The 22,652-nt window shown below is 49.9% G+C and carries 19 protein-coding genes and 1 tRNA gene; 8 read left to right on the forward strand and 12 right to left on the reverse strand.

Annotated features, from left to right (window positions below):
- Positions 1-6: 6 nt before the first annotated feature.
- The 7 genes from tssC to P0Y67_RS11260 all read right to left on the reverse strand — a co-directional run bounded on the left by tssC (position 7) and on the right by P0Y67_RS11260 (position 8,370).
- Positions 7-1,485, reverse strand: a complete 1,479-nt coding sequence (gene tssC, locus P0Y67_RS11230; protein ID WP_237795867.1) for a type VI secretion system contractile sheath large subunit — start codon at positions 1,483-1,485, stop codon at positions 7-9.
- Positions 1,486-1,496: 11 nt separating this feature from the next.
- Complete coding sequence (gene tssB, locus P0Y67_RS11235) at positions 1,497-1,994, reverse strand: type VI secretion system contractile sheath small subunit (protein ID WP_237795868.1); 498 nt, start codon at positions 1,992-1,994, stop codon at positions 1,497-1,499.
- A gap of 26 nt (positions 1,995-2,020) precedes the next feature.
- Positions 2,021-3,565: a type VI secretion system protein TssA gene (tssA, locus tag P0Y67_RS11240; protein WP_342391938.1), complete on the reverse strand. Its 1,545-nt coding sequence runs from the start codon at positions 3,563-3,565 to the stop codon at positions 2,021-2,023.
- Positions 3,562-5,520 (reverse strand): serine/threonine protein kinase, encoded by a 1,959-nt coding sequence (locus P0Y67_RS11245; protein ID WP_342391939.1) that lies wholly within the window; start codon positions 5,518-5,520, stop codon positions 3,562-3,564. Before P0Y67_RS11245 ends, tssA begins: the two co-directional genes overlap by 4 nt.
- 532 nt (positions 5,521-6,052) lie before the next feature.
- On the reverse strand, positions 6,053-6,475 hold the full coding sequence (locus P0Y67_RS11250; protein WP_237795871.1) for an organic hydroperoxide resistance protein: 423 nt from the start codon (positions 6,473-6,475) through the stop codon (positions 6,053-6,055).
- A 204-nt stretch (positions 6,476-6,679) separates the two neighbouring features.
- Positions 6,680-7,891 carry a cyanate transporter gene (locus tag P0Y67_RS11255; RefSeq protein ID WP_237795872.1) on the reverse strand — a complete coding sequence of 404 codons (1,212 nt, stop codon included), beginning with the start codon at positions 7,889-7,891 and terminating at the stop codon, positions 6,680-6,682.
- A complete protein-coding gene (locus tag P0Y67_RS11260) occupies positions 7,888-8,370 on the reverse strand; it encodes a nucleoside deaminase (protein WP_237795873.1) in 483 nt (160 codons plus the stop codon). Before P0Y67_RS11260 ends, P0Y67_RS11255 begins: the two co-directional genes overlap by 4 nt.
- Before the next feature lie 253 nt (positions 8,371-8,623).
- On the opposite strand from P0Y67_RS11260, the gene P0Y67_RS11265 reads away from it, so the two are divergent.
- Positions 8,624-9,070 (forward strand): DUF3429 domain-containing protein, encoded by a 447-nt coding sequence (locus P0Y67_RS11265; protein ID WP_237795875.1) that lies wholly within the window; start codon positions 8,624-8,626, stop codon positions 9,068-9,070.
- Between the two features lie 95 nt (positions 9,071-9,165).
- Here the strand turns inward: P0Y67_RS11265 and P0Y67_RS11270 are convergent, their stop codons facing one another.
- The 3 genes from P0Y67_RS11270 to P0Y67_RS11280 form a co-directional block, all read right to left on the reverse strand.
- Entirely contained in the window at positions 9,166-10,551 is a 1,386-nt protein-coding gene (locus P0Y67_RS11270) for an FAD-binding oxidoreductase (protein WP_337111456.1), read from the reverse strand.
- Positions 10,552-10,995: 444 nt separating this feature from the next.
- A tRNA-Ser gene (locus P0Y67_RS11275) sits at positions 10,996-11,086 on the reverse strand.
- A 127-nt stretch (positions 11,087-11,213) separates the two neighbouring features.
- Positions 11,214-11,648: an NUDIX domain-containing protein gene (locus tag P0Y67_RS11280; RefSeq protein ID WP_342391940.1), complete on the reverse strand. Its 435-nt coding sequence runs from the start codon at positions 11,646-11,648 to the stop codon at positions 11,214-11,216.
- Between the two features lie 138 nt (positions 11,649-11,786).
- Between P0Y67_RS11280 and P0Y67_RS11285 the strand changes: the two genes are divergently transcribed.
- The 4 genes from P0Y67_RS11285 to P0Y67_RS11300 all read left to right on the forward strand — a co-directional run bounded on the left by P0Y67_RS11285 (position 11,787) and on the right by P0Y67_RS11300 (position 15,005).
- Complete coding sequence (locus P0Y67_RS11285) at positions 11,787-12,914, forward strand: M14 family metallopeptidase (protein WP_342391941.1); 1,128 nt, start codon at positions 11,787-11,789, stop codon at positions 12,912-12,914.
- 270 nt (positions 12,915-13,184) lie between these two features.
- On the forward strand, positions 13,185-13,388 hold the full coding sequence (locus tag P0Y67_RS11290) for a hypothetical protein (protein WP_192014484.1): 204 nt from the start codon (positions 13,185-13,187) through the stop codon (positions 13,386-13,388).
- Between the two features lie 177 nt (positions 13,389-13,565).
- Positions 13,566-14,000, forward strand: coding sequence for a thioredoxin TrxC (gene trxC / locus P0Y67_RS11295; protein WP_342391942.1), 435 nt, complete (start codon positions 13,566-13,568; stop codon positions 13,998-14,000).
- Between the two features lie 153 nt (positions 14,001-14,153).
- Complete coding sequence (locus tag P0Y67_RS11300) at positions 14,154-15,005, forward strand: hypothetical protein (protein WP_342391943.1); 852 nt, start codon at positions 14,154-14,156, stop codon at positions 15,003-15,005.
- A 119-nt stretch (positions 15,006-15,124) separates the two neighbouring features.
- Here the strand turns inward: P0Y67_RS11300 and P0Y67_RS11305 are convergent, their stop codons facing one another.
- On the reverse strand, positions 15,125-17,119 hold the full coding sequence (locus P0Y67_RS11305) for a methyl-accepting chemotaxis protein (protein ID WP_342391944.1): 1,995 nt from the start codon (positions 17,117-17,119) through the stop codon (positions 15,125-15,127).
- 386 nt (positions 17,120-17,505) lie between these two features.
- On the opposite strand from P0Y67_RS11305, the gene P0Y67_RS11310 reads away from it, so the two are divergent.
- From P0Y67_RS11310 to P0Y67_RS11320, 3 genes are all read left to right on the forward strand, one after another.
- The gene (locus P0Y67_RS11310) at positions 17,506-19,620 is read left to right on the forward strand and encodes a TonB-dependent siderophore receptor (RefSeq protein ID WP_342391945.1); all 2,115 of its coding nucleotides are present in this window, start codon (positions 17,506-17,508) and stop codon (positions 19,618-19,620) included.
- Positions 19,621-19,752: 132 nt separating this feature from the next.
- Positions 19,753-20,661 (forward strand): SMP-30/gluconolactonase/LRE family protein, encoded by a 909-nt coding sequence (locus P0Y67_RS11315; RefSeq protein WP_342391946.1) that lies wholly within the window; start codon positions 19,753-19,755, stop codon positions 20,659-20,661.
- Between the two features lie 47 nt (positions 20,662-20,708).
- Positions 20,709-21,467: an IclR family transcriptional regulator gene (locus P0Y67_RS11320; protein WP_342391947.1), complete on the forward strand. Its 759-nt coding sequence runs from the start codon at positions 20,709-20,711 to the stop codon at positions 21,465-21,467.
- A 23-nt stretch (positions 21,468-21,490) separates the two neighbouring features.
- On the opposite strand, the gene P0Y67_RS11325 is transcribed toward P0Y67_RS11320, so the two are convergent.
- Positions 21,491-22,270, reverse strand: a complete 780-nt coding sequence (locus tag P0Y67_RS11325; protein WP_342391948.1) for an IclR family transcriptional regulator — start codon at positions 22,268-22,270, stop codon at positions 21,491-21,493.
- Positions 22,271-22,652: the final 382 nt, after the last annotated feature.

Here is a 22,652-nt window from a genome sequence, read left to right on the forward strand (position 1 = left end):
CTTTACTTAGTTTTGATCCAGTTTACCGACCAGAGACAATTCAAAACTGGCGCCCATGTACTTGAAGTGCGGACGCACTGCAAGAGACACACGGTACCAGCCCGGATCGCCTTCAACATCTGATACTTCAACCCTTGCGGCACGCAACGGACGACGGCCACGTACTTCTGCCGGCGGATTTTCCTGATCAGAGACGTACTGACGAATCCACTTGTTCAGTTCAATTTCAAGATCAGTACGCTCTTTCCACGATCCGATCTGCTCACGCTGCAGCACTTTCAGATAATGCGCCAGGCGGTTGATAATGAACATATACGGCAGCTGAGTCCCTAACTTGTAGTTAGTTTCAGCGGCTTTACCTTCTGGCGAGTTACCAAAGAATTTTGGCTTCTGCACAGAGTTGGCTGAGAAGAATGCCGCGTTGTCTGAGCCTTTACGCATCGTCAGTGCGATAAAACCTTCTTCAGCCAGTTCAAATTCACGGCGGTCAGACACCAGAACTTCTGTCGGAATTTTGGTTTCAATGCGACCCATCGACTCAAAATTATGCACCGGCAGATCGTTCACCGTACCGCCGCTTTGAGGACCGATGATGTTCGGACACCAGCGGAAATTGGCAAAAGAGTCGGAAATACGGGAAGCCAGAGCGTAAGCAGAGTTACCCCACAGATAATGATCATGGCTGCCTGATACCGTTTCGTTGTAGTCAAACGCCTTAATCGGGTTATCTGCAACAGAATACGGCGCACGCAGCATGAAACCTGTGGTACACAGGCCCAGATAGCGGGAGTCTTCATGTTCACGCAGACCGCGCCATTTAGTGTACTGAGGGCCTTCAAACACCGATTTCAAATCTTTCAGGTTTGGCAGCTCTTCATAGCTGTCGACACCAAAGAACTGTGGACCCGCAGAGGTAATGAAAGGAGCATGAGACATCGCACCCACATTCGCCATATATTCCATCAGTTTGATGTCCGGTGAGGTTGACGACATCTTAAAGTCACAGATAACCGCACCCACGGGTTTACCACCAAACTGACCGTATTCGCGGGTATAGATTTGCTTGTACAGACCAGATTTCACCACTTCCGGGGCATCATCAAAGTCATCAAGCACTTCATTCTTCTTCGCTGAAATGACTTCGATCTGAATGTTCTCGCGAAAATCAGTCTGATCAACCAGGTACTTCAGTCCACGCCAGGAAGACTCAATGGCCTGAATTTCCGGCGCATGCAAAATGGCATCGACTTGAGCCGACATTTTCTGATCGATTTCAGAAATCATCAGATCGACCAGCGACTGATCAACTTTATCAGATACATTTTTGCTCAGCAGTTCAGAAATAAATGCTTCAACGCCACGCTTTGCAACATCAAAACCTTCATCAGATGGCTTGAGCCGGGTTTCGTTCAAAATACTGTCTAACAGTGAACCGGATTCAGCCAGTTGTGCATCCTGCTCCGGAGTCATAGCTTCAGTTGTCATGTGCCACCTGTTTATTCTTCGTTATTAGAATTGATGCTCAGCTCGCTGAGCAGCTTGCTGCGCGCTTCATCATCCTGCAGCACCTGCGCAATACGTTTGCGGAATGCCGGCACGTTACCCAGAGGACCTTTGAGTGCGACCAGAGCTTCACGCAACTCCAGCAGGCTGCTCAATTCAGGCACCTGGCGGGCAACGGCTTCCGGTGAAAAGTCTTTGATATTTTTAAAGGTCAGATCAACGCCCATCTGAGCGCCTTCTTCACCGCTTAAACGGTTATCAACGTTGACTTTGACATTCGGTGCATAGGCACTCAGCACGTCATTAAAGTTATCTTTATCAATGTTGATCGGATCACGGTCTTCAATTGGGGTCTCGTCATCACGACCAGTAAAATCACCAATCACCATCATGCTCAGGGGAAGTTCGACTTCTTCCTGAGCATCACCTGTCGCAGGAACATATCGGATATTAATTCGCTCTTTAGGAGCGACTGAACCATCTTTAGACATAACTTGTCCTTCTTAGCAGCTATATGTTAATGAACGGCCGCGAGCCATTCTCTGTACTTAGCGGGAAACGCATCTTCCCGTGAATAAATTTGAGTCAGCGTTAAAGACAGTAACTGCTCCAGTTCGGCATCCAGAGTCGGTTCCCAGTAACTCAAATTAATGCGTTCTCTTTCTGGCCAGATCACTTCCAGATGCGGCAGCGCAATACTGTGCAGCCCGTTATGGTGCAGTAACCTGGCCAATTGCAGATGCAAGAGAAATTTTGAACGCCCTGATTGGGCGTCATTCAGTAACGAAGACGCTGAAACCAAAAGCTGTCCCAGTTCAGCACCTTCAAGAATGTTATCCCCGCTGTCACCCAGCAGCTCAGCGAGCCCTTCATGGCCTGATGAGCCGGAAGTGGCTGACTGTGCAGCCAGCCATTGGCGGGTAGCCTCGTCAGCAAAAGGGGTGTCATCGTCAAACTTCAGCGTGTCGATACCGGCTAACCGTTTGGTAAAACGCCGTGTCTCTTCGCGCACGGACTCCGCAGCCTGGCTAAATCCCAGCTGTTTGAGCATGTCATGCATCAGGCGCTGACCGGTCAGCCAGAACGGGGTATTGCGCAGGCTTTTTTCAAGCCGGCGGTAATGTTCAGAAGCCGACTGATTGACCAGTGCCGACTCATAATCGGACAAAGTATCTTTGTTCACCGGCAGTCTGAGCGGCGTTTTTCCTTCGGCATCGTGAGGAGGCAATTCATCAATGTCCACCCAGGTCACAAATCGGCCAACCTGGTAGGCAAGCGCCATCTCAGGACTCTGATGCAGTAAATGTTCTGCCATCTGCTCCAGGGATTTTTTATCCGCCTCGCCACTCAGTACACTTGTCTTTGCAAGGGGAGCTGGCGGGGTTACTTTTGGCGTGGTCGCCGCAGAGGCAGACACAGGTTCAGGGGTTGCAACCGCTTTGGGCTCAGCCACATATGACGGCCCGTCTGCCATCCGGCCATTTTCTGTTTCCACTGCGGATTGCGGCGATGCAGGCAGCTCCCCGAGAGAATTGCTGCTGGTGGTCAACGCATTGCGCGCATTGATCAAGGACGCCTCTGAGCCTTCAAAGACTTCGCCCATCGCAAAACTGATGTCCTGACACAAGGCCGCACAGGCTTGCAGATCAGACTGAACAGGATTACTGAATTTGGCTGCAATCAGCTCAATTTGATTATCCAGCCATTCTATCGCGCCATCCCGGCCACGCGCTCTTGCCGGGTACAATGAACTGCCATACTGTTCCAGCGCCGATTTCAGCAAAGTGAGTCCGGCTTTCAGCCCGTCGCTGCCGTAATGCTCTGCCCAAGCCCGTGCTATATAAGCCATGGCTTTCAGATCTTTGCTGTGCTGTAACAGTACAGTTTCAGCCTGACGCTCAACGACTTGCCAGTCCACCGTTTCACCAAATAATGAACCGAACTTTTTGACTTCCGCTTCCATCAGCTCATAGCAAAGTTCATAACGGGCATCTTCACCGACCGGCAGCCCGGCACCTATCGGTGACAACAGTTCATCTAATCGGGTATTGAGTTCACTCATGTATCCCACTCCCAGTCAGGCAAAACAACAGAGGTAACATTATTGGCATTGATACTGAGTGCCCCGGCTTTAAAGCGGGTTGCATGGCTTGCTTCAATATCCTGTTTAAGCTGGGCTTTTATGCTGTCCACCCTGTCAGGCGCGAAGGTTTTCACATCCTGATAGGCCTGCTGAATAATATTTTTTTCTACCACCAGATCGGACTGCAGAGACTGACGGAGTATGTACTCACCGCGGCGTGCATAAAGTAAGGCCCCCATGCTTCGGATGTCCTTACTTTCAGGAAACACCTGCTGAGCACTTTCGATCAGGCCGGCTGCATCTTTAAATTGCGCTTTATCCATGAGCTGCGACACCCGGGAAAGAATTTTGGTGACAGTCTGGTAGCGGACTTCGTGAGAATAGTAATATGCGTTTGCCGTTGCTTTTTTCCATGACGCTTCAAACGCTTTACGGGCAAACACCACATCGCCCAACTCCAGTAAATTCAAGGCTTCTTCTGGTGTCACTGCGTTTTCACTGTATAAACTTGCGTTTTGCAACAGGGCATTAATTCTCGCCTGGGCACTCGACAACTGTTTCTCAATGTGAACTTTGTCGCTGTCTTTTCCGCCCTGCATCAACCGGCGCATAACAATTAATTCATTCTTTATAGCCTGCAATTGATCGCGGCGTTCTGCATTGGTTGTTCTTTCCTGCTCAAACACCGGACTCATCTGCTGATAAATCTGCTTCTCCTGCGCTGATTTTCTGCGGTCATACTCTTCAACCACAGATACCGCTGTCTTTGATAATTCAGGGGTTTCTGAGGTGAATTCATTCAGAAACTGGTAGCTATACCAAGAGGTATCATCAGGCTGAAAAACCTTGCCGTCATAAGCAAAACTGGCCGGCTGACTGGTTTGATAGCTGTCCAGTGCAAAAAAATAAGCATGGCGGAGCACCAGAAACGCCACCAGCACTAACGTGGCGCCAATCAGGGTAATCTCCAACGAACGCCAACCATCAATGGCATGTATCAGATCGTGTTTTCTTCTGCTTAATACCAGATCGGCATTACGCATATTGTTAAAAATAGGGGCATTAGACAGCGGCGTATCTGTGTCAATCTGACCCAGGATCTGAGCAAAGTGAATCGGTGAGAAACCATGACTGCGCGGTTTACCGATCACTGTTTTAATGGCTTTCCAGGCATGTGGCGGAATGACCACAGGCCGTTTCTGACCGGTTATCACCACCCCGATCTCCGGGCTTGCCGCTACGCCGAGAAACAGGCAATACGCCATGACAGCAAGGGAGTACACATCATCTTCAGGCTGCCCGATTCCGGTGCGGATATAGTCTGGTGACGCGTAATTCAGGCTGGCTTCCGCATAGGTGTTGGTTTCACCTGTATATTGTGCGGCGCCAAAATCCACCAGACGAACGGCATCATCAGCGCCTATCAGCACATTTGAGGGTTTGACATCAAGGTGGCACACGCCTTGTGTGTGCGCATAGTCCAGCGCACCGGCCAGCTGGTAAATCAGCCAGGCAATGTGGTCGGCACGAAAACCTCCGTGATTATGGCGGCTGACTTTCTGTGCCAGATTCTCCCCACTCACCCATTCCATGAAGAAATAAGGCGTGGAAAACTCATGCCCGACTTTGATGTACTTCACAACATTGGGGTGCTGACAAACTTCGAGTTTTGTTGCCTCGCTCAGCAATGCATTTTCGGTGGCTTCATTGCCTCGCTCTAATACCGACTTACAGCAAATGATTTTATTGGGTTCATCTTTATCGGCTAATTTATACAGCACAGTGCCACGACCCGGCTTGGTAATCGTGTCGAGAATATCGAACTTCGCCCGCAAGCTTTCTTCAAGAGAAGGTCTGCTCGCAAGATCCAATTCCTTTTGACGTTTCTTTTTCTTTATCAGCGCGCGATTAATGACATCGTCAATCGCAGACACCTTTTGATTGCCAGATTCAGACAAAGGGAAAAACCAGCCATAAAACCAATAGATGGCGAGAGTTTAGAGTTGTCTTATTAAGCATTTCAATAGCCGAATAACATTCCGACTTTTTGATGGTCAAGAAAGTCATTTTCACTATAAAAAAGCTCATAATGAAACAGGGTGATGAGCGGCTTTTGCGCAGGGGAAATTGCCAGAAATAAAGGGATATTGATATTGATCCCAAATAATTTTTCCAGCCATAAATTCAAGCAGCTTGAAATAAAAAATAAACTTTCATTGCCACTTAATTAAATTTACAACATGGCCGTTTATATCCATTTATTTTTAATATTCTCAATTATTGACCATTGCTTCTTTGACATGCTTTTTAACGGGTCATCGCTGTTTTTATTATTATCAAGCTACCCAACCGGATTCAGGCTTGCTGATAGATGACACTTTAATTGTGTAGTGTGATGAAGTTCAACGAAAAAAGGGCTATGAAGCCCTTTTCGATTCATATCCAGACATTGTCAGAGAATGAATGTTATTTCACAACCAGCTCTACCCGCACGTTGCCGCGCGTCGCATTCGAATAAGGGCAAACCTGATGTGCTTTTTCAGCAAGTTGAGTCGCCGCTTCGCGATCCATTCCCGGCAGTGAAATGTGCAGCTCGACATCAATTGCAAACCCGACACCGGCAGGATTTTCACCGATCCCGACCTGCGCTGTCACACTTGGCTCACCAGGTAATTTGATGCTGTCCTGAGCGGCAACAAATTTCATTGCACCGATAAAACAGGCGGAATAGCCTGCTGCAAATAACTGCTCAGGGTTAGTGCCTTCTCCTCCCTGGCCTCCCAGTTCGGTTGGCGTGCTGAGTTTCACTTTCAATTTACCGTCCGCTGACTCCGATGCTCCGTCACGGCCGCCAGTCGATGTTGCTTGTGTTGAATACAGAACTTTCATTACTTTTCTCCATTGAGTGAATGCGATAGTTCAATGACGGTAGAACACATCCTGCTGGAAAGGTATTCAATGCCATGCCTGGCCTCTCTCCAATTGCCTGAACCGTCAAATTCTTCTGTAGAAATAACTGTAGCTGAGTCTCTGAGAAATGACGTTTGCTCAGTACCCCAATTGCCGGTTTTGCGCCTGATCCCGGCACTGTGATCATCGGTGACTCAGAGCCACAGGCTGCATGACCTGATCGTAATCGCGCGGATTGAATCGCCAGTAGAGACAGGCAGTGATCACCACCAGCCCCAAATGCAGCAGCCAGCCAGACACAAACGAACCCGTCATATCATTCAGTAAGGCAATCACCCAGGGAGCAAGGCCAGCAAGAATAAATCCGCCGCCTTGCATCAGCGCGGCCAGTGTGCCTGCCGCTTCAGGCGCTTTGCTGTGGTCTAACGCAGTCACGATGATCAATGCAAAACTGCCTCCCAGCCCTGCACCACACATCCCGACCCACAACATAGCCATTCCGGCCGGCCAGAGTGCCAACCCACAAAAGCCTACCGACTGCATCACCAACGTCAGCATGAGCCACCAACGTCTGTCCGTTTGCTTTCTTGCCAATACCGGTAGTCCCACAGCGCTGATTGCCTGACAAACAGACATCACAACAATCAGTGTGGCACTGTCAGAGCGCTCCCAGCCCAGTGACTGATAATACGGTGCCAGCCAGGCGACCAGGGTGGAATAACCGCCATTGACCAAGCCAAATGCAGCCATCAAAGACCAGGTGCGAGGACGGTGCAACAAAGTCCGCACCTGCGACATAGCCGGCCGGTTTGTCTGAACTCCTGTTAAATACCGCCAGCCAGCCAGGAGCGCAATAAAGACAGGCACCGCCAGCAGCCCTAACGATTGACGCCAGCTCAATCCAGCATCCATGAGATGCGGAATACTGTAAGCACCCAGTGCACCGCCCACCATCAGGCACGCCGAATACACACCCGTAATGGGCGCAACCTGCCGGGGAAACGAGGATTTAATCAAGCCGGGCATGGCTGACTGTACGAATGCCACGCCCGCCCCGCACAACACAGCCGTGAAGATGAACATCAATCCATCCTGCACCCAAATTCGCAACACTGAGCCCAGAAACAGGACCGCCAGAGCAATCAGCATCCCTTTCCGGATTCCCCAGGCGGCTTGCAGTCCGGGCGAAACAAACGCACCGACGCCCATCAGCAGCATCGGTAACAGGGTCAGTAAAGAGGCCGAATACACCGTCATGCCTAACTCAGGCATGATGGTGTTTAAAATAGGACCGGGAGCCACCAGAAAAGGTCTGAGATTCAGCCCGATGAATACAATCAGGACAAGTATCATCCAGCCTGAGCGATGCTGAGCATACTTGGCAGCCGGTATCATGATTGGGTGTCAGGAAGTGTATTTGCCACCTGCCACTTTTCATACAGATGGTGCTCAGCCTCCGCCGCTGCCGGATCCGGTTGATGCGCGATCACCGCCCAGCTTTGCTGTCCAACAGGCACAGACAGCTCGCGTGCAATCGCAGCGGTAGACAAACCAAAAGATTCCGCCTGTTCATTCGAGTAAGCAAACACTATCTCTGTCACACCGGACATGCGCATCGCGGCTAAGCACATAGGACAGGGCTGACCGCTGGCATACACTTTACAGCCATCCAGCCGAGGGGATTGGAGCGCCTTTCCGGCTTCACGTAATGCCATCAGCTCCGCGTGAGCCGTCGGATCACACTCGGCCTGCATCCGGTTTACCCCTGTCGCAATCACTTTTTGGTCTTTTACAACGACTGCGCCAAAGGGGCGTCCGCCTTCTTTCACGTTCTTCTCTGCCAATAAGATAGCTTGCGATAAAAATGGGTTCATACTGCGCCTTTTGCTTACGTGTGACTATGACTGGATACAATACACAGGATAAACCGACACTATACGTATTGTCCTGAGTACTCTGAAATTAAATGATGCACTGGCAAGTATTCGAAAATCAAATACTGAGCATATTCTGCTCAGGATCTCTCGCCAAAAGACACCACTGCTTTTGGCGGGAGATCTTTCCAGAAGCTATAGTCAATACAACAAGGTAAGCGCTTACCTCATGCTTGTTACACAGGATTGGCTCATGCAAAAACCCAACACCATCATGAAAGAACTCGGGTATTTAGGGCTGGTCCCTTTTGTTATCACCGCCCTGCTTGCTGTTGCCGACATCACGCTTTTTAACCTGTCCGGGCAACAAATGTTCATTGCTTACAGTGCGGTTATCCTGAGCTTTTTATCCGGGATCCTGTGGGGCAATGCCATCGACCATATTTCCCATACACTCAGCCGCAATGCCCTGATATTGAGCAATCTGTTTGTGCTGCTTGCCTGGGCGGCCATCCTGCAAGGCCATAAACATGACCTTATCGCGATCGGTTTACTGGCACTGGGTTATGCGGCCGTCTGGTTTGCTGAGAAGCTCATCCGGCAAACCGAAGGGGAAGTGAACCCTAAGGGGTATCAGACCTTGCGTGGCAGACTGACTGCAGGCGTAATTGTTTTGCATGGCGTGGTGATGCTGATTTAATTGATACAAACGAGCCTGAACAGACAAACCGAGACCGCTCCAGTTGGAACGGTCTCGTTAATAAGCCTGATGTTTTCTCTTGCAGCAAAGCTCGCTTATTCTGGTTTGATATTCTGATTCATTCTGAACAGGTTATGGGGATCGTATTTTTTCTTCAGTGCAACCAATTTCGTGTATGCATCCCCGTACGCGAAAGCCACACGATCACTTTCATCCTGAGTCAGAAAATTAATGTATGCCCCGGCGCTGGCGAAGGGTTGTGATTGAGAAAAGAATTCCCGCGCCCAGGCAATGCAGGCTTCATCTTCGGCGGCGGTGTCCCAGCGCCCGTGTACATTCATGACATAGCGTGCATCACGGCTGGCGTATGCCATGGCATCGGATGAGACTTTTTCTGTCTGACCGCCAATGGTGCCGATAAATATCTCGCACTGGGGTGACGGCAACTTGCCGGCGAATTCAATCAGCACATCCAGGACTTCATCTGATAAATGGGTAAAGTTGTGCGACTTCCAGTAATTCCGGGCACCTTGCGCCAGTAAAGGGTCAAAAGCCTGCTGCCAGGCAACATAGGGTTGCACGCCAACATGCTCACCGTAAGGTGTACCGAAACTGCGCAACGGCGCAATCAGTTTTTCACCTTCTGCCGGATCGCCAAAATAGCACAATGCCAGCGCGATCATTTCTTTGCCATGAACCGTTTCCGGCAAAAATGGCAAAGGCGGCGCTTTGCGTGTCACCATCCAGACATTCAGCGCTTCTGGCATGGACTCGGTAAAGCGGGCAAATTGAGTCAGAATGGATTTTGCCTGCTCAAACGGGAAGACGATCAGCCCGCTCAGCACATCCGGGCCAACAGGGTGCAACTGAAACTCAAAACTGGTGACAATACCAAAGTTACCGCCGCCGCCCCGTAATCCCCAGAATAAATCAGCGTTTTCAGTCTCGCTGGCTTTCACCTGTGTGCCTTTGGCAGTCACAACATGGGCAGAGAGTAAGTTGTCGACCGTCATACCGTGCAGACGGCTTAACCACCCAAAACCGCCGCCCAGAGTCAGGCCTGCCACCCCTGTGGTTGAGTTAATACCAAAAGGGGTTGCAAGGCCGTATTTCTGTACCACGGCATCTACATCGCCCAGTGTGCAGCCCGGTTCCACCATCACCTTTCGGGTATTCGGGTTCACATGCACCGCCTTCATCAAGGACAGATCAATCATGATCCCGCCATCGCAAACCGCGTTACCGGCAATATTGTGTCCCCCGCCGCGCACTGACAGCAGAAGGTCATGTTCACGGGCAAAATTCACCGCCTGAATCACACATTCTGCCGAAACACATCGCGCGATGAGCGCCGGTTTACGGTCAATCATCGCGTTCCAGATCTGGCGAACCTCATCATATTCATCATCTTTGGGGACGATAACCGTCCCCTGAAAATGCACCCTGAATTTATCAATGGATGCCGCCTCTAACTGGCTCATACCCGCCTCCGCGTTATTCATGACCTGAACCATAATCACAGAGTATTGGCTGCTTCAGCCGACAGTGTTTTATGACGCAGGCGCTCCACGGTGACCCGGACTGGATCCCGTGTCATCAAATCAACTTGTCTATAGAGTAAAACCTATTCACGAGGGCGGCGTTGTCCCTTATTGAGACGAAGTACAGAATTGCGACATCGGGGCTAGCCTGTGTCTGAATAGGCTCGGCTGAAGACTGGCCGTCCGCCGGGCTAGGCTTCTTCACCCTGTCTCATCTTGCTCTCTCATTTTGCAAAGGTTCAGACGAAAAAAAACCGCTGACAGTTCAGCGGTTTCTTCGAATGTGGCGGAGCCAAAACAAGGCATGGAGGGATTTTCAAATCCCGGAAAACATCATCTGCAGTCCAATAAAAAAAGCCCCGTCGATGACGAGGCTTTCGAATGTGGCGGAGAGATAGGGATTTGAACCCTAGATACGCTATTAACGTATGCCGGTTTTCAAGACCGGTGCTTTCAACCACTCAGCCATCTCTCCGTAAGTGCGGCGAATAATACGTGGTGATTATGGTGCTGTAAAGTAAAAAAAGTTCAAGTGCTCAATAAGCCACCAGGCGGCAAGTTTACTGGTGGCTTTAGTCTCTGTCTGTATCAAAAAACACCGCTTAAGCTAAATCTGACGCTACAAATCCCTGATACTGACTAGTGTCATTACGGATGATATCGCGCAAAGCAACAGGGTGAAGCTGATGTGCATCCAGTTGTAACTTGTCTGCCCAGATAAATTCAAGGTGGGGCTCTTTTGAAACAATGGCTGCCGGCGCATCAATACCGACAATGCGGGCACGAAACACCAGCGCGATTTCCGTTTGATGCTGCCCATTTTGCTGCCAGTCGTTCTCAGCGATACCGATCAGATCCCCGATCTCGGCGGTGAGCCCGGTTTCTTCCCGAATTTCTCTAGCTACCGCCTGCACTGCCGCTTCTCCGGCATCAACATGACCACCAGGGAGAAACGTGAATGCCTCCCCAACCCGTTTTACCAGAAGTACTTTTCCCTGCACTTCTATCAGTGCCCGGGATGCATAGTGTAATCCCAACCTTGCCACCTGTGTGGTTACTTTACTGTGCACATAGCTTAACGGCTTGAAGATACCGCGGCAAACAGCACTCAGGTTATGCTCTTGCTATAGTTGTGCTAACCTTCTGCCTTCATTTACCTTACAAGGTTTAGAGAGATGAACATTTTCAGTAACTTCGAAAGCGGCAATATTGATGTTGTAAAAGCCGACCAGCCTGGTGATATTCAACTGCGAATTAAAAAAGACAACCAGTCTGATTTTTACCAATGGTTTCACTTTCGTCTGGAAACTCAGGCTCAGGTTGAACATGGCTTCGAATTACAGGATTTAGCGAAATCGGCCTACCCGGAAGGCTGGAAAGATTACGATGTCGTGGCATCTTATGACCGTGAAGAGTGGTTTCGCATTCCGGCTGAATTTGACGGCGACACCCTGCGCTTTAAGGTGATTCCTGAACAGCGTTCCATGTATTTCGCCTACTTTGCTCCCTACAGTTACGACAGGCATCTGGATTTGCTGCATCAGGCTCAGATGAACTTCAACTGTGAACTGGAAACCCTGGGCTGCACGCTCGATAACAATGACATCAGCCTGCTGACAATAGGCGAGCCAGCCGAAGGCAAGAAGAAGATCTGGATTATTGCCCGCCAGCATCCGGGCGAAACCATGGCAGAATGGTTCATGGAAGGTCTGCTGCAGCGACTGCTTGATGAAACCGACACTGTCGGCCGTGCGCTGCTCGAACGTGCCGTCTTTTACATCGTGCCGAACATGAACCCGGACGGCAGCATCAGAGGCCATCTGCGGACAAATGCGGCGGGTACCAATCTCAACCGTGAATGGCTGACACCCAGCATGGAGAAAAGCCCGGAGGTTTTCCTGGTGCGGGAGCGTATGCTGAAAACCGGCGTCGACCTGTTTCTCGACATTCATGGTGATGAAGCCATCCCATACAATTTTGTCGCTGGCTGTGAAGGCATTCCCTCATATGATGAGCGCCACGCCATGCTGGAAAACAACTTTAAACAAGCCTTGCTGACAATTACGCCGGAATTTCAGGATGAATATGGCTATGACAAAGATGCACCAGGCGAAGCCAATCTGAACATGGGTACTGCCTGGGTTGGTGAGCAATTTAAGTGTCTGGCGTATACCGTTGAAATGCCGTTTAAAGATCACAACCTGCAACCGGATGCCTTTTACGGCTGGTCGCCGGAACGCAGTCTGGCTTTCGGTCAGGATATGTTAGCCGCAGTACGCGTGGTCGTTGACCAATTACGCTGATTATTGCGGCCTGAGAAATGCAAAAGCCAGTCTTCGGACTGGCTTTTTAGCACTTGGATGGCGCATTATTCAGCCCGCATTTTCTCAGGCTGGAACGGCGAAAGATACTCTGAAAACAGATTCTGTCAAAGTAGATTTTTATCCTGCCAGCGACTTCATCTCACAAATATGCCATTGGTCACAAAGCACGATTTCTTTGCTTTGACGCTGTCTGAAAGCTCTGATAAAGATATGCCTGATCTCGACGCATAGTGCTTTCAGGAGGTAATTGTGTCTATCAACTCACTTGAATATCTGGAAATGGCTGATGCCGCTAACAAGTGGGATCAGCAAGACGAAACAGCATCATCTGCTAAAGTCTCTGCTAATAAACGTCAACAAGCTGCTGCACGCCGCCGTATCGAAATGCTGCGTGACATCCGTGAATGCGGATTAACCATTGAGGAAGCCAAAGAGCTGGGTTTACTCCACTGAAAACCCACACTTAACTCTACCGATCTCGTCATGGCTAATGTGCTCTCTTGCATTAGCCATGAATTGTCACCCTCTCATCATCGTTTTTTTCTATTGCAATAATTGCCCGATCCCCTCTTTTCTGAACGACATAAAATCAGTACATTGAGCCCATATTGAGACAGATGGAAATTGATTATGTCGACTATCACTACCCGATGCCCGCATTGCCAGGGCCTGAACCGTATTCCCGTTGAACGTATTGATGACAAAGCCGTATGCGGCGCATGCAAAGAAGCACTGCTCGACGGAAAACCATTAGAAGGCACCGCCGATAACTTCCAGGCTGTGCTGCAAAGTGAACAGCCCGTAGTGGTCGATTTCTGGGCCCCCTGGTGTAACCCTTGCGTGGGTTTTGCCCCGGTTTTCGAAGATGTCGCAGCCGAGAGAACCGGACAGGTGCGCTTCGTAAAAATTGATACTGAAGCTCAGCAGGCGCTGGCGGCGCAATACCGTATCCGCAGTATTCCAACCATTATGGTCTTCAGACAGGGCAAGCTGGTCGATACCATCAATGGCGCGCTGCCAAAATCTCACTTCGATCAGTGGCTGAATCAGGCACTGGCAAAATAACCTTTCCGTACATATAACGTGATAAATCACGCGGTATCTTTCTTATTAAAGATACCGCGTCATTGTTAACCTCTGTATTCCTTCACTTTTTCGAGTACTTACCTATACTTAACGTCATAAAAATTATGTGTTTGGGTAATAGGTGTTGATGATATGCAAAAGCACTTTTCTCGCGCGTGTCTGGCTTTTACAGGCCTTTTCTGGCTGTCGGGATGCAGCAGTTTATCTTCTCTGGGATTCAGCAGTGATTACAGTATGTATGACACTGCCCGGGATTTCATTGACGAAAATGAGGTTCGCTCCAACGGTGCCGTGGTTGACAAAGGCCAGTATTACCCCAAAAGCGCCTACTCTTATACCTACCGTTATTGCAGCAACAGCCCGGAGCAGGCCGCGGAAGATATCGCGCAGTTTCAGAATCTGGCCCGGCAGGTCTGCGATCTCAATAATGGCCAGCTCAATCACCAGGAGACAGGCACCTGGTGCGTAGTAAACACCAACACAGCCGAGGAATACCCTTTCTTCTCAGCCAGTATCAGCGGAACGGATCAGTGGGCAGATCTTTGTCTCGACGGCCCATTCGTGACGCTGAAAGTGATCGAAAATGATGGCGCGCCGGACGACGAATGGTACAGCTCGGCCATTGTACTGGGCTACCTGCCCTACACGGCCGAACGCAGGCTGCTGGATGCACCCGCTACCGCAACCGCGCTGATTGAGCCAACCAGAGCACCGGCTGCGAATGGTGCCTGGACAGAAGAAAGCGAACACATTTATACCAGTGTCGGCGAAAATGTCTGCCTGTATGAAAGGCCGCGCAACAGCACGCTGGGATACACCTACCGCGGAACTGTCCGAAATGCCACCGATGGCAAAGTGAGGGTCTTGGTCACCGAAAAATACAAAGGCGATATTCGGACCGCGCCAACCTTAGAGCGCTTAGACTGGCATGAGGAAGCCTATATCACGGCCAATGCCAAGGCGTGGTTTGTGTGCTCATCGTGAATTGGCGACGACTGCTCCTGACGGACTCCCCTTGGCAGAGAATGGAATCAAGCCATTGATTTATAAGGCACAAAAAAACCCGGCGGTTGCCGGGTTTAACTTGCGAGACAGAGAAATTGCTAGACGACAAATTTCTTCATTGCGCTGTTTAATTCGTCCACCTGGGATTTGATGGACTGAGAGGTTTGGTTGGCATTATCGCAATTGCCGGACACATCGTCGGCAGAAGCAGACAGCTGGTGCACCAGCTCGGCAACCGACTGTGACACATTCGATTGCTGTTCAGTCGCAACCGCAATATCGCTCACCTTCTGCGACACCACCTCCATGTAGCGAACCGTATCTTTGAGCATCTCATTGGCCGTCGCAGTATGCTCTGTGCCCACCTGAACCAGAGACTGACTCTGTTCGATAACCTGTACGACCTGATGTGTGGACGCCTGAAGTGCTTCAACAATGTCGTTAATCTCTGTCGTGGACTCAGTCGTGCGCTGGGCCAGCAGGCGGACTTCATCGGCAACGACCGCAAAACCGCGGCCTAAATCGCCGGCACGGGCCGCTTCTATCGCCGCATTCAGCGCCAGCAGATTGGTCTGCTCTGCCACCCCCTGAATCACTTCCGTGACATGTTCAATGCGGTCACTGTCTGCCCTGAGTTGCTGAACCATGTCACTGGCCTGCGCCACCAGCGTATTAAGCTCTGTCACTGTCTGCTGGTTTTGATCCAGCGCCTGCTCGCCATTCACCAGCAGGGAAGCCGAGTGGGCCAGATCGTCAGATGCTGCCTGAGTATTCTGGGCCGTTTCATGGGCCGTGGCGGACATTTCCTCTATTGCTGTCGCCACAGAGTTGATCCGCGACGCCTGATCGTTCACCTCACCTGCCGTATCCGCATTGGTGGCTAGCAGCTGATCCATGCTGGCATTCACCGCGTGCGCTTTGGTCGACACTCCGGTGACTAAGCCAGACAAAGCGACGGACATACGGTTAACCGCATCGATCAGCGCGGCAATTTCATCAGAGCCTTTGTTTGCCAGCGCTTTACCAGAGAAATTACCGTGCGATATTTCTTCAGCGCGTGTTACCACACGGCTTAAACGCGAACCGATATCCCGCCCCAGCCAGGTTGCGATAAACAAAGAACATAAGCTGGCAATCACGCTGGTGGCAATCAGCAGAACCACCACTTTCTGCACGCTGCTGCTGATGGCATCCCCACTTTCAGCAGCAATCACCTGCTGCTCGCTAACCACAGTTTCAATGGTTTGCGCCAGCTGTTCGACCGCAAGCAGGGTTTCTGTTTCCATCAGGTAATTGGCTTTATTCCAGTCCTGTGCCTGACGGTGCATCACAACGTCTGTCGCCATTGGCAAATACATATCCTGCATTTCTTTAAACAGCGACCACAGACTTTTCTGGCTGTCGCTCAGGCTGTCCTGCTTACGGTTAATTTCAGAGACGGCCCGGTTGTGATGCCGCAGGTACTCTTCGAACTTGTCCAGATTGTCCTGATTAGCGCTGATCAAAAATGCCCGTAATTCGCCCAGGCCGTTGGATAACGATGAATAAGCATCCGTCAGCAACTTCATCAGGCGCTTACGATCGTCGCCCACAGGGTTACTTTCTTCTTCGTTAAGCATGCCCTGCAGCTGGTCTAAAGCAACTTCAGCCAGCGGCGCCGCTTCTGATTGCAATAACGTATGCGCGGGCAGGTTTTCCGCCGTGTGGCTCATAGCGGCCACCGCTTTTTCACTGGCTTTCAGTGCTTCCCAGTCTGCTTTCACTAACTTGAATTGCGCTTCACTCAGATGACTTTGTAAACGGACGACTTCTTCATCCACTTTGGTAAACGCATCGTCAAGTTGTTGACGGTACCTTTCCTGGCGCGCGTCATCTGCCGCCAGCATATAAGCCCGGAGACTGGATAATGAAAATTCGGCGTTTTGCTGTATGGAGCGACTGGCGTCCACAGTAGGAATATCCACATTCAATAGTGAATAAGCATGGCTTTCCACTTTACTGATCTGGAGATAAAGAATGATTGCGGCGGCTAAAAATAATGCAGTCAACAAGAAAAAGCTGACCCTGAGCTTCCTTGCAATAGATAAATTCATAACTGACAAGTCCGTTTACTTCGTATGTTGGACCAATATAATGATAGCGATACCAATTGTGAACACTTTGTCATCAAAGTATGAATTTTTTCAGCATTACGTGTGGTAAATGCCTCAAAAAAGCACATCTTATTAAACAAATTGAATAATTATGTCGTTTAATAGCTAGAAGTATCCTGCCAACACACCCATAAACATTGTTATGCATCAAGTCCAGTATTTTGTAGCAGAAATATGACATCAAGTGATTTTTTAATCTGCCAAATCACCATACCGCTTTAAAAAGGTGACCAATATCACACAACCTGAACGATCGGTAAGTATAATTGTAAATAACAATAATTATTACTTCGTATTAGTTTTACATCGTTTAGGGTATCCGCGTTATGACACAATTATTCAAGCCGAGTCCAAGTACGCTTGGGCTGGCAATCAGACAAATCTGCCACAAAAGCATTCTGCCGATTTCCTTATTCGCTATCGCATTGCCTGCATTTGCAGATGAAACAACGAACAGCGTACAGGATGTTGAGCCAGAGACGATTGTTGTGACTGCGTCAACATTGAAAGTAGAAGCACCACTGGCTGAAACGCCTCGTACCATGGCGATTGTTGATCAGGATAATCTGGAAAAGAATCAATTCCAGAAACTGGATGAAGCGCTACGCTATCAGGCTGGTGTACTTTCAGCACCTTATGGTTCAGATACAGATACAGACTGGTTTAAAGTGCGCGGTTTTGATGCTGCAACTTACTTAGACGGTAATCGCCTTTTTACTACCGGATACTATGTATGGACACTGGAGCCATTCGGTCTTGAGCGCGTTGAAATCCTGAAAGGGCCTGCCTCTGTGCTTTATGGTGAAGCGCCTCCGGGAGGAGTTGTCAATGCCATCAGCAAGCGTCCTACCGACACGCCAGAAGGTAATGTGCAGCTGCAAACCGGTAACCGGAACCTGAAACGCATTGGTGTCGACATTTCCGATTATGCCAATGAAGAGGGCGATGTCCGTTATCGGATTGTCGGCCTGGCGAGTGAGCGTGATGGCACATTGGACGGTACTTACAATAACCGTTATTACTTCGCACCAAGCCTGACCTGGGACATGTCTGACGACACCAGTATTACTTTCCTTGCCAGCTATAAAGAGGATGAAGGGGTTCCTACCAGTCCGTTCTTCCCGATTTACGGTACTTTGGTCGATACCCCTCAGGGAAAAATAGATCCGTCAACAAATCTGGGCGAGCCAGATTACGACATTAACGAAAATAAACAAATTGCACTGAGTTACGAATTAAGCCATCAGTTTAACGATACCTGGAACATCAAGCAGAATGGTCGATATGCCCGCACTGATTTGCTACTGCGCAGCACGTATGCTTTAAGCAGTGACAGTACCGCCGATCTTTTCCGCGGACTCACTTATAAAGAAGGGACAACCGACAGCTATAGCCTGGATAACCAAGTTATCGGCAAATGGTATGGCGACCGAACAGAAAATACGTTGCTGATGGGCCTGGATCTTCAATATTTCAAAAATAAAGATGGTTCAAACACAACGGCAAATATGGGAACAATCAACGCCTTTGATCCTGTGTATGGGCAATTTACCCCAGCCGATCCAGCGGCAACTACATATGCCCGAATCAAAAAAGAGCAAGCCAGCCTCTACGCGAAGCATCAGCTGAAAATTGACGGAAAATGGATTGCAACAATTGGCGGTCGTTTTGATGATGTCAGCGTGAAAAACGACGGCGACGATATTTCAACCGATAATTTCTCTCTGAATGGCGGTTTGATGTATCTGTCTGAAATTGGGCTTTCTCCTTATGTCAGTTACGCAGAGTCTTTCGAAGTGGAAGCCTCAATCGATCCGACTACCAACAAAGTCTACAAACCGCTGGAAGGAGAACAGGTTGAAGCCGGTGTGAAATATACGCCAGAGTTTATCGATGGCTATATGAACATTGCTCTGTTCAATATTGAACAAAACAATGGTTTGGTGACATCACAAACTTCGACTGCAATGACACAAGCAGGCAAAGTTCAATCGAAAGGCGTTGAAGTCGAGACGATCCTCAACCCAACGGATGAACTGGCGCTGGCGGTGAACTACACCTACAACAAGAGCGAGTATAATCCATCAGAAAACGCACCGAAGCGGCGTACAGCACTCATTCCCAAACATATGGCTTCAGCTCAGGCCGATTACAACTTTGCACAGCTTGGTGCAGAAAAACTGACAATCGGTGGTGCCGTTCGATACATCGGCTCCTCTTTCGGATATTTCTATAACCAGACAGAACAAGTCGAGAAGACGCTCAAAGTCCCGTCTTATACCGTGTTTGACATGCGTGCGCAGTATGACATCAACAACCAATGGCAGGCTCAGCTGAACGTCAGCAACCTGTTTGACAAAGAATATGTCTCGGTTTGCGACTACTGGTGTTACTACGGTGAAGAACGCAGTGTAATAGCAACCCTGAATTACCGCTGGTAATCCGTTCACACGCAAGATGACGACCTGAACCCTGCTCTGTGAGCAGGGTTTGTTTTTTTAAACACCGCCAGTTCACCTTTATCATAATTAATCTATATTGATACTTTAAATATCATTATATGGACATTGATTATGAGCAACCCCTACGCTCAACCCCTGACTGACGCTACGTGTGAAATTGGCGAGTCGCCGATCTGGCTGGCCTCAGCGCAGACCCTGTTCTGGGTCGATACAGAGCATCACCGCATCCACCAGTATTCCCTGAAAACAAAAACCCACAGCGCCACCGACGTACCGGTCGCGGTCACGGCCATTGCGCCTGCCAGCTCTGGCTGGCTCGCCGCGACAAAAACAGGGCTATATCGCTGCCAGGCAGATTTCAGCGGCTTTGAGTTTATCGCCGACCCAACCGAAGGGCTGGCCGGAATACGGCTGAATGATGCGGTAAATTGCCCGAATGGCGATCTCTGGTTTGGTTCAATGAATGAAAGCCACTTAGAGCAAGCCGATGGCTGTCTGTACCGCTACCGGGCTGACACCCATACCATCAGCCAGATAGATAGCGGGTATGCCGTTGCCAATGGCATTGCGTTTAACGCCAGGCTGAAGCGTGCCTACGTGGCCAATATGTTCCGCGGTCAGGTTATCGAGCTGCAAATGAATGACGACTGGACTGCCGTACTCAGCAAACGTGTCTTTATACAGTTGCCGGAGCAAGAAGGCTTACCGGATGGCCTGACCACAGATAAGCTGGGAAATCTCTACGTGTGCCACTGGAACAAAGGCGCGGTCAGCATATACAACCCGGAAGGTAAATGTATTCATCTGGAAGAATTGCCCGTAAAACACGCCACCCGGTGTACCTTTGGCGGCGACAAACTCGACATGCTATTTGTGACCACGGGCTGGTATGGCATGTCTGAGCAGGAACGCAGTGAGCAGCCACTCTCTGGCTGTACCTTTGTAATGCCCTCCCTGTTTGAGGGAAATACCGACACTCTTTTCTGTGAATCGTTTCCACATCAACCTTTTAGGCAATAGGCATACCCGCTATAATCGCCGGACAACAGGAATTACAGGATCCAGCTATGGAAAACAAAGCCAACGCCGTCAGTCGCATAGTTGAAATCATCACCCAGAGCGCCAGACAGGAACAGCCGGTTCCGCTGCCGGAGCTGATTTTTCATTCTGAGATCCCAAAACCGACCTATCACCGCCTGGTTCAGCAGCTGGATGACGAACAGTTTCTGACGGCCGATGAGCGCGGCAACGTTTACCCCGGTGCCGAACTCAAGCGTATTGCCCTCAACCTGAACAGTAACAATGAGCGGAAAGCACAACTTCAGGCAATATTGCACGGGTTGTCGCGGCGCGTGAAAGAAACCTGTGGGATTGCCATTCCGGACGGCCATGAAATGGTGTACCACGAGCGTATTCAGACCAACTGGCCGCTGCAGATTGTTTTACCCATAGGGATGAAAACCCCTATATGGGCAACTGCCAGCGGTAAGTTGTTTCTGAGCTCCCTGAACAAGTCGCAGCGGGAGCGGATCATCGGCCAGCTGGAGATGACCAAACTGGCCAAAAATACCCATACCGATAGTGATACGCTGGAACAGGAATTAAAAGTCATCCGCGGACGTCAGGTGAGTGTGGACAACGAAGAATTTATCGACGGACTGGTGGCTGTGGCCATTCCGGTCAAATCTGCCGACGGCAAATTTCTGGCATCCCTGTTTTGCCACTGCCCGAAAACACGCAAATCTCTGGATCAGTTGCTGACGTATTTACCTGATCTCGAGCGTACCCGAGACCAGCTGCAGAGCTATATTCGTGACCTGACTTAATCACAACCCTTTGCTGTTGCCTGCTAATCGTCGGTCAGCATCAAGGCCATAATCTCATCAGCGGCTTCTTGCATCAGCGGCACAAAGGTTTCCAGATCGAGCAATGAATGACGTACCACCGGGCTGTGGCAGAACAGGAACCCCAGCAGCAAGCCGTCGCGGGCAATCGGCACGGAAACCGCGGCCATCCCATCTATAAATTCGCCATTATCCCGGCCATAACCCAGTTCACGGATAACAGCCAGCTCCTGCTCCAGCTGTGCCTTATCAACCAGGGTATGCTCGGTGAAGACTTCCAGCGCAATGTTATCCAGAATCACCCGGCGGACACTGTCGGGCAAGGTTGCCAGGTACAATTTGCCTGACGCTGTCGCCGCCAGCGGCACTGAGCTGCCCACCGGCAGACTGATTTGCAAAGGCCAGTTGGTCTGAACCCGTTCAAAGTACAGCATTTCGATGCCGTTCGGCACAGAGATCCCACAGGTTTCACCAATAAGCGCCGACAGCCTTTCCAGCACTTTCAGGCGCTGTGACTCAAACACCTTGTTGCGCAGAACAGCCAGCGCCATTTGTCTGAACTCTGGTCCGGCAATCACTTTTCTCAGCATGTTCTCGCGCAGAATGCCAAGTTCTTTTAACTGAACCAGCAGTTTGGCCGTGGCCAGCTTGGGGAGATCCATCGCCTCAGCCAGTTCATTCTGATCGTACTGACCTTCGTGTTCGGAAATAAAGGATAAAATCCGTAAGACACGCTCAATCGTCGAGCCTTTTTCTTTTCGGGTAATGGGCTTAGTTGTGTTCATGTTTATTCATATAGTGTTGTTTCAGGTCAGGTTATACGGATCATTCTGGGTGATCAATATAAGGTTCGCGAAGTGGGGTGTGTTCTCTTTAAAGTCTGTCTGGTATGTCGCGCTTGGGTTCAGTGGCAATCTCACCATTTTCGAAGCGCGCCAGACACTCTTTGCTGGCTCAAAGAGTGCCCAGAAATGCCTACTTGTTCTTTGATGTTGTCCGGGCCGGTTGTAGGCGCTCCCGGCGCCGACAACCTAAAAATTCGTCCTGAATTCTTCCCTGGGGATGTGGTTATTTGTGATTGTTGAGTTGCTGCGTATTCCGGTCCATGCTGAACACGCATTCCGGTCCAATGTGAACACCTATTCTGGTTTAACGTGAACACCCATT

This window comes from Photobacterium sp. SP02, from assembly GCF_038519165.1.
GTDB classification, from domain to species: Bacteria; Pseudomonadota; Gammaproteobacteria; order Enterobacterales; family Vibrionaceae; genus Photobacterium; species Photobacterium halotolerans.